The sequence below is a fragment of the Rhodococcus sp. 05-2254-6 genome (assembly GCF_002258565.1).
Classification (GTDB): Bacteria; Actinomycetota; Actinomycetes; order Mycobacteriales; family Mycobacteriaceae; genus Rhodococcoides.
This window is the reverse complement of record NZ_NOZF01000006.1, coordinates 1-11,453: the sequence shown is the minus strand read 5'-3', so window position 1 is coordinate 11,453 and position 11,453 is coordinate 1. Positions and strand designations below refer to the sequence as shown.

Sequence of the window (11,453 nt, the reverse complement as noted above, 5' to 3'; positions counted from 1 at the left end):
GAGGCGAACGGTGCATTCGATGCCCGCACGCGATAAGGGCCGAAGACGGGCTTCTCCACGGGAAATCGGTCGTCGGGCACACCCCAACGACGCAGGGTCTCGGACGTTCCCACGACGACGTCCGGTCGAATGTCCTCGAGTGCCAGCGCGAACTCCGACTCCGTTGCATGCGGGCTGACCACCGCAACCACACCGCCGGCGAGACCGACTGCGAGCGCAGCCGCGACGGTGCCCCAGGTGTTGTCCGCCTGAATCACCACGGTCGGCGGGCTGGGGTCGATACCGCCGAACACGTCGGCGAGGGATGTCGCCGCCTCGACCGCGGTCCGGATCGTGTGACTGCCGTCCTCGTCGACGACTGCGACGGCATCGGGGGTCTGTTCGGCGCGGATGACCATCTCGCGAGCAAGCCGTTTCACTGGTGTGACTCTTTCCTGGTACGTGATGCGCTCATGTCGAGAACTGCACGGCCGGTGACGGATCCATCCCGCAACCGGTCGTATGCCGAGATCGCATCGGTGAAGGGGAAGGTGGTGATTTCAGCGCGCAGCAGGCCGTCCTGCGCAAGTGCGACAACGGCTTCCAAATCGGCACGCGTACCCCAGAACGGCGCATCCACTGTCCATCCCGCGGCCAGCCCGACGTCCTTCCCGGCTGTCAGTCGACCGCCGGCACTTCCTACCACCACGAGTGACCCACCTGAACGAAGCAAGTCGGCCGCAGGCGCGGTCGTGGTCGGCGCGCCGACGAAGTCGAGGACGAGATCCGCACCGTTCGGTGATTCGACCCGTTGCGCCGCAGCGGAAACGGAATCGTAGAACTTGTGCGCTCCTGAGGACTCGGCCAGGGCACCGGCCTCGGCCTTGGAATCGATCGCGATGATGTGCGGCACGCGCATGGTGCGCAGGATCTGCAGGGCAAGGTGGCCGAGACCGCCGACTCCGATCACGACCACGTTGCTTCGGTCGTCGATCACGGCGGAGTTGGTGCGAATGGCGTGATACGCGGTCAGTGCCGCGTCCGCCAAAGGCGCGGCACCGAGAGGATCGAGATCACCGATCGGAACCAGTACGCGCTCGGACGGCACCAGCATCAGCTCCGCGATGCCGCCCGGGTACCCCAGACCGTTTCCGATGGGGGCCAGCCGACCGTCGGGACGCCGAGCGAGGCTGCGACAGTAGTTCTCTCTGCCCCGCAGGCAGTTCGGGCACGTTCCGCAGCTCCAGATTCCGTGTACGACAACGGCGCGACCGATCCACGAAGGGTCTGCCGACGGTCCCGCCGAGACGACCGTTCCGGCCACTTCGTGCCCCAGAGTCAGCGGCAGGTCGTAGTCGAAAGTCTCTGCGCTCGAGCTCATCACGTGCAGATCGGATCCGCACAATCCGGCGGCATCCACCCGAAGCAGAAGTTCGTGGCCGGTCGGCACCGGGTTCGGCACCTCCCGGAACTCCGGTGCGCTCCCCCACTCGCGGACCTGCACGGCCAACATCAGCGAGCAGTCCATCCGCCGTCGACCACCAAGGTCTGACCGGTCATGTAGGAGCTGGCGTCCGAGGCCAGAAACAGCACGGCACCGTCGATCTCGCCGTCGACGCCGCCGCGTCCGAGCATGGTGTTTCGCCGCACCCACCCTGCGGACTTGTCGTTGGTGAACAGGCCATCGGTCATCTCGGTATCGAACCACCCCGGCACCACGGCGTTGACGCGAACGCCTCGACGACCCCACTGACCGGCGAGTTCACGGGTGAGGCCGAGCGTGCCGGCTTTCGACGCCGCATAACTTGCACCCCCGATGGGAGCCGTGGACACCAGGCCGATCACCGAGGAGATGTTGATGATCGAGGTCGCGGTACCGCTCGGAATCTTGCTCACCGCGTACGTGGCCAGATGGAAACCGGCGACGAGGTTGACGTCGAGGATGGACTGGAAACCGTCCAATGTCTCGTCCTCGGCGTTGGGAGGGCCGGGCTTTCCGGCATTGTTGATCAAGACATCGAGCCGGCCGGATTCTTCGAAGCAACGGTCGACGAGAGCCTTTCGGTCTCCGTCGTCGGTGACGTCGCACCGAACGGGCACGATGGCCGGGATCTCGGCCGACAACGCTTCGAGGCGGTCGAGCCGTCGCGCGGCGGCGTACACCGTGGCTCCTGCCGCGGCTAGAGCCCGGGCGAAACCGAGGCCGAGCCCCGACGAGGCACCGGTGACCACAGCGACGCGACCGGTCAGCGAGAACATGTCCTGGGTCATGTGTCCACTTCCAAACTGATTGTCGGACAATACGAGTGATCGGTCAGTAGACGGAGGTTCGGCCGCCGTCGACCGGGATGATCGCGCCCGTCGTGTACCCGGCGTCGTCCGAGGCGAGATGGGTGATCAATCCGGCGAGCTCGTCGGGCCGCCCCAGCCGCCCGGCCGGGAGCCGATCGACGATCTTGCCGATGAACTCCTCGTCCCAGTTCTCCGACATGTCGGTGGCGAAACCGCCGGGCATCACACAGTTGACGCGCACGGTGGGTGCGTACTCCTGAGCGAACGCGCGGGTCAGTGCATTGAGCCCGTTCTTGGCTGCTGCATACATCGCCTCGGGTGGGCTCGGCCGCTCGGCACCGATGCTCGAGATATTGATGATGGATCCACCTCCCGCAGAGACCATCCGGTCCCCCGCCACGGCCATCAACCGGAACGGACCCTTGAGATTGACCTCGATCGTCTTGTCCCACAGTCCTTCGGTGACCGACACGAGGTTCGCGGCCAGCGGCGCGATCCCGGCGTTGTTGACGACGATGTCGAGGCTCCCGAATCGCGTGATGATGTCGTCGACGGCCGGTTCGATGCTGTCCCAATGCCCCACGTGCAGTGCGTACGGATGTGCGCTGCCCGGGCCCGAGTCGCCCAGGCTCGCGACTGCACTGTCGCAGGCGTCGAGTTTGCGGCTCGACACGATGACCGTCGCTCCTGCGTCCTTCAGTCCGCGCGCGATCGCCAGACCGAGCCCACGGCTCGCCCCTGTCACCAAGGCGACCTTGCCGTCCAATTTCGGTGTGCTCATGAGTACCTCTTCACCTCGAGTCGAGCGATGGTCCGTAGATGGACCTCGTTGGGGCCGTCGGCAATCTGCAGAGCTCGGGTGATGGCATACAGCCGAGCGAGAATGGTGTCGTTGCTGACTCCGGCCGCGCCGTAGGTCTGCACCGCTCGGTCGACGACCTTGTGGGCAACTTCCATCGCCGCCACCTTGATCGCGGCCACTTCCGAACGGGCCGAGGCGTTTCCGCGAGTGTCCATCAACCATGCCGACTTCAACACCAGCAAGCGGATCTGATCGATCTCCATACGGCTACGAGCAATCCACTCACGCACCACACCTTGATCGGACAACGGTCCGCCGAACGCCTGCCGAACGAGCGAGCGCCGACACATCATTTCCAGAGCACGCTCGGCCATGCCGATCGCCCGCATGGCGTAGTGCATGCGGCCGGGCCCGAGTCGGCCCTGTGCGATCGCGAATCCGTCACCCTCCTCTCCCAGCATGTTGGCGGCGGGCACGCGCACGTCGGTGAACTGAACTTCGCCGTGCCCCAGCCGATCCTGAAACCCGAACATGGGTAGGTCGCGCACCACCTCTACGCCGGGGGCGTCGGCGGGAACCAGAATCATGCTCTGCCGGCGGTAGGTGGAACTGTCCGGATCCGACTTCCCCATGAAGATCATGAGCTTGCAGTCGGGATCGAGAACGCCGGAGGTGTACCACTTTCGGCCGTTGACGACGTACTCGTCCCCGTCACGAGTGATGGTCGAGGTGATGTTGGTGGCGTCCGAGCTGGCGACATCGGGTTCGGTCATGGCGAAGGCAGAGCGAATGGTGCAGTTCAACAGCGGCTTCAGCCACTGCTCCTTCTGCGCCTCCGTGCCGTACATGGCCAGGATCTCCATGTTTCCGGTGTCGGGTGCAGAGCAGTTGATCGCTTCGTTCCCGATGATGGAACGGCCCACTATCTCGGCGAGCGGCGCGTACTCGAGATTGGTCAGCCCGGCACCGAGGTCGTCGTGAGTCATGAACAAATTCCACAACCCCAGTTCACGAGCGCGTGCCTGCAGGTCTCGCATGATCTGCGGTTGCTCGTGCGGATTGTCGTTCGCGGCGATCTGAGCGTCGTAGACACTCTCGGCCGGATAGACGTGTTCGTTCATGAATGTTTCGAGCGTGGCCGACAATTCGGCCGTCCGCTGTGAGTAGGAAAAGTCCACTTCCGTGTGCTCCTGTCGAGTGATGGTGCGTCAGCGCGCGAGCAATGCGGTGCCGGTGTCGATCAACCTGCGGATGGTCGCGGGCAGCTTTTCCTGATCCGGGTCGATATGCCGCCCCTCGCGGTGCCGACGCAGGTTGTGGCCCATGATCGCCGCCATCTTCAGCCGTCCCAGGGCGTCGAACCATGTCATGTCCGGCAGCGCCGGACCGCTCCCGGTATAGCAGGCGATCAGTTCGTCGGTACTGGGCAGACCGGGCACGTCGCGGCCGACACCGGGAAAATTGGTGCCGTCGGCGAAGACGAGAAACCATCCCAATTCGACGCGTGGATCACCTGCGCTCCAGATCTCCCAGTCGATCAGAGCCGCCGGCTCGAGACCGTCGGAAATGATGTTTCCCAACCGATAGTCCCCGTGGACGAGTGTGGGTGTGATCGCGGTCGGAATGTCTCGGCGGAGCAGTCGAACCAGCTCGTCGGCACCCTCGACGAGTTCCACCGGAACCGCAGCGAGCGTCTTGGACCATCGGTCCAATTCGTCTGCCGGCGAGAGAGTGTCGCCCGTATCGGGAATGCGCTCGAGCGGCACGGCATGCAATGCCGGCAGCACCTCTGCGGCTCGCCGCATGCGAGCGGCAGCGATGCTCGATTCCACCTCGGGGTCGTCCAGGACCGGTTCGAGTGATTCACCGACGACGAGTTCCATCGCGAACCACGCCGGCTCCTGCTCGTCGACCGCCACGATTGCCGGTACCGGCACGTCTGTGTCGGCGAGCGCACGCAGAATGGATGCCTGCCGGAGCATGTCGTGCCGCCCGACCGAACGCTGACCCTCCGGGACGGCCTTGACGACGAAGTCGCCGTCGGACGTTCCCACTCGATACGTCAATCCGGAATGGCCGCCGAGGAGCGGTTCGAATGTACTGACGGTGACGCCCAGCTCGGCATGCAGCGCGGCGGTCACACGAGTGCGCAGTGAGGATTCGGTCACGGTCGTGGCTCTCTCGGCAGACCGAGCACACGCTCGGCGATGATGTTGTGCTGAATCTCGTCGGTACCGCCGGCAATTCGATATCCCGGGGCCCCGAGTAGGTGCTCGGACCACGCGAACGTGCCCCACCCTCCCGAGTCGGACGTCAGTTCACGCCCGAGCAGCAAGCGCGCGACTTCGGAGGTCCTGGCCATCGTGTCGGTGGCCAGGAGCTTTCCCAACGATGCTTCCGGACCTGGATCGTTGCCGGCGATGACGGCACCGGCCACTCTCATGTTGCCGATTCGCTGCACGAAACTACGTGTCACCAGATCGGCCACGGCGTCGCGCTCGATCTCGGTCAGCTCGCGGCCGAGGTTCTGGGCAAGGGCCACAGCGCGATCCGCGTTCGCCAGACCGAGGTTGCCGCCGTCGAGACGTTCGGCCGCGAGCACCGTCAGTGCGACCTGCCAGCCCTTGCCGACCGGACCCAGCCGGTAGTCGTCGCCCAGGTGCACGCCGTCGAGATACACCTCGTTGAACGAGCTTCCCCCTGTCATCTGACGAATGGGGCGTACGTCCACCCCCGGCGCGTCCATCGGGATCAGGAACATGGTCAGACCGGCGTGCTTGGCGACGGTGGAGTCGCTGCGGCACAGAGCGACTCCGTAGTCCGCGACCCGCGCCCCCGACGTCCACACCTTGTGCCCGTCGATCGTCCATGAGCCGTCGTCGGCCTGCGCCGCTCGTGTCCGTACCGCCGCGAGGTCGGAACCGGCCTCGGTTTCGGAGAACAACTGACATGCAATGACGTCGGCACGAAGCATCGCGCGGACGAACCTCGTCCGCTGCTGTTCGGTGCCCCACTGCGCGATGGTGGGTGCCACCAACTGCTGAGTGACAGAGAACATCTCGGTCCTCTTCGGCACGTCGAACATGTCCTCGACGCGTTTGAATGCCAGTACGTACGACAGTGGCAGATCGCGACCGCCGTACTCGATCGGTGAGTTCAACGCGCCCCACCCGGCATCGAACTTCGACTGCTCGTACGCAGCGATTTCGTCGGTGTGCGCCTGCTCTTCCTCCGCGGTCCAGTTCTCGAACACGGCTACCGTGTCGGGACCGACGCCCCAGATGGAGTCTGTTCGCGGTGCTGCAACGGTTTTCAACCACTCCGTTGCCTGGTCGGTGAATTCACCGATGTCCGAAATCGTTCCTTGTGTCACTGTATTGCCTCGGGTTCGTGTCGTGTCAGACTGTCAGCACGGTGCAGGCGCTGATGCCCGGTGCGCCGTACACGTGGGTGAAGCCCACTCGCGGATTGCCGGGCACCTGGCGTTCGCCGGCCTCGCCACGTAACTGAGTGACGATCTCGTGCACCTGGCGGAGACCGGAGGCCCCGATGGGTTCTCCGTTCGCGATGCATCCACCGTCGGTGTTGATCGGCAGTCGCCCACCGATGTCGGTTTCCCCCGCCGCGATCAGGGCTTCCTGCTCGCCGGGCTCACAGAACCCACATTCGGCCATGTGCATGATTTCGGCACCGCTCTCGGTGTCCTGAAGCTGCGCGACGTCTACGTCCTGCGGGGTGATACCGGCCTGCTCGAAGGCTGCGCGTGCAGCGTCGGCGCTCACACTCGTCGGCTCGCCCTCACCTTGGATGGACGGACTGAACACCTCGAAGGATCCGAACCGGCGGGTCCGGTGGGTGATGGCGGCGAGCTTGATCGGACGACCACCCGCACGCTCGACGTATTCCTCGCTGGCAACGACGATCGCTGCTGCCCCCTCACCCGGCGAGCAGAACATGTAACGGGTGAGCGGATCGTTGACCATGTCGGCTTCGGCGATGGTCGTGGCATCCATTGCTTCCCGACGCCAGGCATTGGGGTTCAGAACTCCGTTGCGGTAGGCCTTTTCGGCGACCAGGGCCAGCGTCCGACTCGAGATGTCGTGTCGCCGCATGTACCGGGAGATCTTGGCACCGAAGAACTGAGTGGTCACCATCAAGCCGGCCTCGCCGTAGCCGTCGGGTAGTCCCCATTCGGCCGGTCGTGGATCGAAAGCGCCGCGCGGATGTTTGTCGAAACCCACCGCCAAGGCGACGTCCGCGGAGCCCGAACGCACCGCGTTGACGGCCGAGAACAACGCGCTTCCGCCTGTTGCGCAACCGTTCTTGACGTTGGTGAACGGGATACCGGTGAACCCGAGTTCGGCGACGAGAGTATCGGCGAGACCCGAGCCGTCGCTACCACCGAACGCGACCTGCACATCCGGCCAGGCCAGACCGGCATCGCGCAACGCGCTGCCGATCGCGGTGACGGCCATCTGACGACCGGACACTCCTGGCTGGCGTCCGAATTTGGACAGACCGGCACCGATGATCGAGACATTCTGTGTCACTGCGTCATTCCTGTCGATTCCGGTCGCGGACCGAGTGTGTCGACCGCGAATCGGGGCACCGGCACGGTGGACGTCAGACGCACCGGTGCCCCATCCAGTTCGTCGAAGCTCTCACAGTCGATGATCGCTTCGATCTTGATGCCCTCGGGCAGTTCCACGTAGCCGACTGCGAAGGGCACGAACCCTCCGACCGGTGGCACGTATGGAGGAGACTTGGGCGCGAAACGCTGAATCGTGTAGGCCCACAGGTTGCCTCGCGTACTCAGGGTGATGTTCTCCGCAGTGGGTGTGGCACACCTGCTGCACATCTCACTCGCGGGGAAAGCCACGGTACTGCACACCGTGCACTTGCTGCCCTCGAGTGCGACGGCCGTTGCCTGCTCCATTGATGCTGCCTTTCGGGCTGTTCGGTCAGAACGCGGACGTGGTGCGGATCAGCGCCCGACCCACTTGGGCTCACGCTTCTCAAGGAATGCGGTGACGCCCTCCTTGCCGTCCTCGGACTGGAGTGCATTGCCGACTGCGAGATGCTCCATGACCATGAGCGACTGGATGTCTGCATCCAGACCGCGGTCGATGCACATCTTGGTCAGCTTCATCATGAACGGGCTCTTGTCAGTGAGGTTCCCGATGAACTCGTCGACGGTCTTGTCGAGGTCCTCGGCCGGCGCGGACGCATTGATCAGGTCGAAGTCGACCGCCTCGGTGCCCGAGAGCAGCTTGCCGGTCAGCATGAGTTCCTTGGTCTTCCGGATACCGATCATGCGGGGCAGGCGGTAGATCGGGCCGGCACCACCGAACAATGCACGGCGGATGTGGAAGTCGCCGATTCTTGCGTCGTCCGCCGCGATAGCGAAGTCGCACGAGATCATCAGTTCGAATCCACCGGCGGTGACGTAACCCTCGAGCACCGCAACGGAGGGAGTGTTCATGGAGTACAGACGATCGCACACCTTCGCCGACAGGACGGCGACGTCCATTGCGGTAGTAGTGCCGATGAAGTCCGACAGCAATTCGTCGAGGTCGAAGCCCGAGCAGAAGGTGTTGTTGACTCCGCGGAGCACGAGAACCTTGAGGTTCGGATCGTTGTCCACCTCGACGATGATCTCGTCCAGACGATGCAGCAGCTCTACTGTGACAGCGTTCTTCTTGTGCGGGCGGTTGAGCCAGACGCGAGCGACGTCGCCGTCCTTCTCCAACAGAATGTGGTCGGTGTCGATCATGTGACAGCCTTTCGAGAGTGTGCAATTTGAACTGGATTCACTTCAGTATTGATCATCGAGGCGATGGCGTCAATAGCCGATCCCCGGCGACCGCAGCAATCGGTCTACACGGCAAGGAAATCGGCGATCCGCGCCCGATGTGCCCGCGAATCCCCCTGCAGCGCTTCGTTTCCCAGAACTCGGCGGAAGTAACTGTGTGCAGCGTGCTCCCACGTGAACCCCACTCCCCCGTGCAGTTGCACGGCCTCGTAGGCCACGTGCACCGCGGCGTCGCCACACACAGCACCCGCGACGGCAATCGCCAGACGGGCCTCGTCGGGATCCTCGTCGTGCACCGCAGCGGCATACCGGGCGGCCGATCTGGCCCGCTCGAGTTCGATCAACATGTCTGCCAACCGGTGTTTGATCGCCTGGAACGAACCGATGGGACGGCCGAACTGATGACGCGTCTCGACGTGATCGAGAGTCATCTGCAGTAGGGCGTCGGCGATACCGGTGTTCTCGCACGCGAGCGCCAGAGTCGCCACGTCCTGTATCCGCGCGATTGCGTCGCCGGCCTTCTCGGCCGGCACCAGAAGCGTCGCCGGGGCGCGGTCGAACGAAACGTCCGCTTGTCGCCTTGTGGAGTCGACGACGCGTCGATCATGCAGCGCGGAAAAGCTTTTCGCAGACACGCCGAAGAGTGCGACGCCGTCCGGGCATCGGGCACTGACGACCACGAGATCGGCTGCTCCACCTCCGACGACGAACCGCACCTGTCCGCTCAGGACCCACCCGTCGTCGGTCCGGTCGGCATCGACGTCGTCGGACTCGGCGGTCAGTGCGCTCACTGCGGCAACCGTGGTGCCGCCGAGAACTCCCTCGAGCAGGTTCGAGTTACCCGCCTCCATCATGGCGCGAACGCCGACGGCCGCATGCTGATAGACGGGTTCGACAACCAGAGCGCGACCACATTCCTCCAGAACGATGCCGAGCTCGACCATGCCGTAGCCGAGTCCACCCGACTCCTCCGGAACAGCCATGGCGGTTACGGACATGTCGTCGACCAGGCGTTTCCACAGTTCGACCGAGTAGCCAGGGGCAGAGTCCGCAGCGGCGCGCACCTGCTCGATCGTCGAGTACTTGGCGAGCACGCCACGGATGGTCTCGCGTATCTCGGCCTGCTCGCTGCCGGGCGTCAGCGCCGGCGGCTCCGAACGAGGCCAGGGGACTTGTGCGTCGCGGTGAGATGAGGTCATGTCGCTCCACTCGAGTTGAATTCAATTCTTGTACGAACTCTAACGGGTGAAACGCTCGACAAACAGGGTTTGCCTGAACTAAGTTCAATTCATGCCATTGGAGATTGTGGAGTATTACGCCACCCTGGACGCCGGGCACCTGGACGAGGCGGTTGCGATGCTCGCCGAGGACGTCGCCTTCTCGATGATCCTGCCGGGCGGGGCCAATCGAAAGACCGGACGGGCCGCCATGCTCGAATACCTGGCGGGTCGGCCTCCCGTCGACCGAAAGCACCGAGTTCTCCGATCGTCCGTCGACCACGACCTGCAATTCGTACACGGCGCGGTGACCGAGGGCGATCGGACCACGGGCTATTTCGTCGGGGTCATGCACATGCGCTCGGACGGCCTGATCGACCGGTACCAGGTCTCGTTCGATGCCGAATTCGCCCTCCTCGATACCGATGAAGGATCGTCGATGAACTCGAACATGCAACCGACGCCGACTCTCCAGCGCTGGTTCGAGTACATGGATTCCGACGACCCGGATCGGGTCCTGACCATGATCTCGGCGGACTTCCGTATGTCCGTGCAGTTTTCCAAGGGACACGGCGAGGCAGCCGAGTTCGTGGGCGACCGCGACGGGCTCGTCGCCTACCTCCAGCAACGCGAGAAGAGCACCCTGATTCATCATCTCGATCGCGGCGCGTCGGTCGACGGCACCGAGATGGTGCTGGGACGGACCACCCGCGACGGAGCCTTCGAGGCGTCGTTCAACGCCTCGGCCCAACTCGACGACAACGGGCACGTCCGACGGTTGCTCATCGCCCGCACGCCGGAATTGGCGTTCGACTAGGAGCCGATCGGCTCGCGAAACAGAGAAGAAAAGAGCGAGATGCCTGAGCAAGCACTGATTTTCGAGGCCATTCGTACCCCGAGAGGCAAGGGGCGCAACGGATCGCTGCACGGCACCAAGCCGGTGGACCTCGTCGCGGGGTTGATCACCGAACTCCGGGCTCGATTCCCCGATATGGATCCATCCGACATCGACGACGTCATCCTCGGCGTCGTCTCACCGGTCGGAGAACAGGGCGCGGTCATCTCGCGCGCAGCCGCATTGGTGGCGGGCCTCCCGGAATCGGTCCCCGGCACCCAGATCAATCGTTTCTGCGCGTCCGGGCTCGAAGCGACCAACCTGGCCGCCCAGAAGATCGCGTCCGGCTGGGACGATCTGGTGATCGCCGGCGGCGTCGAGTCGATGTCTCGGGTACCGATGGGCAGCGACGGCGGTGCCCTGTTCACCGACCCGGCCACCGCATACGACCTCTACATCGTTCCGCAGGGAATCGGTGCCGACCTGATCGCTACGGTCGAGGGTTTCTCTCGTCAC

General features: G+C 64.2%; 13 protein-coding genes and 1 pseudogene. 3 read left to right on the top strand and 11 right to left on the bottom strand.

The window, feature by feature from the left end; translation table 11 throughout:
• The 11 genes from CH256_RS00630 to CH256_RS00580 form a co-directional block, all read right to left on the bottom strand.
• Positions 1-419, bottom strand: a 419-nt coding sequence (locus CH256_RS00630; protein ID WP_143536491.1) for an AMP-binding protein, incomplete at its 3' end; no start/stop codon positions are given.
• On the bottom strand, positions 416-1,507 hold the full coding sequence (locus tag CH256_RS00625; RefSeq protein WP_256989313.1) for an NAD(P)-dependent alcohol dehydrogenase: 1,092 nt from the start codon (positions 1,505-1,507) through the stop codon (positions 416-418). The genes CH256_RS00625 and CH256_RS00630, both read right to left, overlap by 4 nt.
• On the bottom strand, positions 1,492-2,250 hold the full coding sequence (locus CH256_RS00620) for an SDR family NAD(P)-dependent oxidoreductase (protein WP_068046695.1): 759 nt from the start codon (positions 2,248-2,250) through the stop codon (positions 1,492-1,494). Before CH256_RS00620 ends, CH256_RS00625 begins: the two co-directional genes overlap by 16 nt.
• Positions 2,251-2,293: 43 nt before the next feature.
• Positions 2,294-3,052: an SDR family NAD(P)-dependent oxidoreductase gene (locus CH256_RS00615; protein WP_094668587.1), complete on the bottom strand. Its 759-nt coding sequence runs from the start codon at positions 3,050-3,052 to the stop codon at positions 2,294-2,296.
• On the bottom strand, positions 3,049-4,251 hold the full coding sequence (locus CH256_RS00610) for an acyl-CoA dehydrogenase family protein (RefSeq protein WP_094668586.1): 1,203 nt from the start codon (positions 4,249-4,251) through the stop codon (positions 3,049-3,051). The genes CH256_RS00615 and CH256_RS00610 overlap by 4 nt, the downstream gene beginning before the upstream one ends.
• A gap of 30 nt (positions 4,252-4,281) precedes the next feature.
• Complete coding sequence (locus tag CH256_RS00605) at positions 4,282-5,241, bottom strand: phosphotransferase family protein (RefSeq protein WP_068046686.1); 960 nt, start codon at positions 5,239-5,241, stop codon at positions 4,282-4,284.
• Positions 5,238-6,446, bottom strand: a complete 1,209-nt coding sequence (locus CH256_RS00600) for an acyl-CoA dehydrogenase family protein (protein WP_256989312.1) — start codon at positions 6,444-6,446, stop codon at positions 5,238-5,240. Before CH256_RS00600 ends, CH256_RS00605 begins: the two co-directional genes overlap by 4 nt.
• A 25-nt stretch (positions 6,447-6,471) precedes the next feature.
• Positions 6,472-7,623, bottom strand: a complete 1,152-nt coding sequence (locus tag CH256_RS00595) for a thiolase family protein (RefSeq protein WP_094639730.1) — start codon at positions 7,621-7,623, stop codon at positions 6,472-6,474.
• Positions 7,620-8,009, bottom strand: coding sequence for a Zn-ribbon domain-containing OB-fold protein (locus CH256_RS00590; RefSeq protein ID WP_068046677.1), 390 nt, complete (start codon positions 8,007-8,009; stop codon positions 7,620-7,622). Before CH256_RS00590 ends, CH256_RS00595 begins: the two co-directional genes overlap by 4 nt.
• Before the next feature lie 48 nt (positions 8,010-8,057).
• On the bottom strand, positions 8,058-8,846 hold the full coding sequence (locus CH256_RS00585) for an enoyl-CoA hydratase/isomerase family protein (RefSeq protein ID WP_032366859.1): 789 nt from the start codon (positions 8,844-8,846) through the stop codon (positions 8,058-8,060).
• 104 nt (positions 8,847-8,950) lie between these two features.
• Positions 8,951-10,084: an acyl-CoA dehydrogenase family protein gene (locus CH256_RS00580; RefSeq protein WP_068046675.1), complete on the bottom strand. Its 1,134-nt coding sequence runs from the start codon at positions 10,082-10,084 to the stop codon at positions 8,951-8,953.
• A 91-nt stretch (positions 10,085-10,175) separates the two neighbouring features.
• Here CH256_RS00580 and CH256_RS00575 point away from each other — a divergent pair.
• The 3 genes and pseudogenes from CH256_RS00575 to CH256_RS00565 all read left to right on the top strand — a co-directional run.
• Positions 10,176-10,472 (top strand): annotated as a pseudogene (locus CH256_RS00575) (nuclear transport factor 2 family protein); the annotation flags it as partial.
• Between the two features lie 69 nt (positions 10,473-10,541).
• Positions 10,542-10,919, top strand: coding sequence for a hypothetical protein (locus CH256_RS00570; RefSeq protein WP_068046924.1), 378 nt, complete (start codon positions 10,542-10,544; stop codon positions 10,917-10,919).
• A 39-nt stretch (positions 10,920-10,958) separates the two neighbouring features.
• A partial coding sequence (locus CH256_RS00565; RefSeq protein WP_306438693.1) for a beta-ketoacyl synthase N-terminal-like domain-containing protein occupies positions 10,959-11,453 on the top strand: 495 nt, incomplete at its 3' end.

What these genes read in the sequence shown, in the direction of transcription:
- CH256_RS00625 (WP_256989313.1), bottom strand. Translation starts at nt 1,507, where the DNA reads ATGGACTGCTCGCTGATGTTGGCCGTGCAGGTCCGCGAGTGGGGGAGC.
- CH256_RS00620 (WP_068046695.1), bottom strand. Translation starts at nt 2,250, where the DNA reads ATGACCCAGGACATGTTCTCGCTGACCGGTCGCGTCGCTGTGGTCACC.
- CH256_RS00615 (WP_094668587.1), bottom strand. Translation starts at nt 3,052, where the DNA reads ATGAGCACACCGAAATTGGACGGCAAGGTCGCCTTGGTGACAGGGGCG.
- CH256_RS00590 (WP_068046677.1), bottom strand. Translation starts at nt 8,009, where the DNA reads ATGGAGCAGGCAACGGCCGTCGCACTCGAGGGCAGCAAGTGCACGGTG.
- CH256_RS00585 (WP_032366859.1), bottom strand. Translation starts at nt 8,846, where the DNA reads ATGATCGACACCGACCACATTCTGTTGGAGAAGGACGGCGACGTCGCT.
- CH256_RS00580 (WP_068046675.1), bottom strand. Translation starts at nt 10,084, where the DNA reads ATGACCTCATCTCACCGCGACGCACAAGTCCCCTGGCCTCGTTCGGAG.
- CH256_RS00570 (WP_068046924.1), top strand. Translation starts at nt 10,542, where the DNA reads ATGAACTCGAACATGCAACCGACGCCGACTCTCCAGCGCTGGTTCGAG.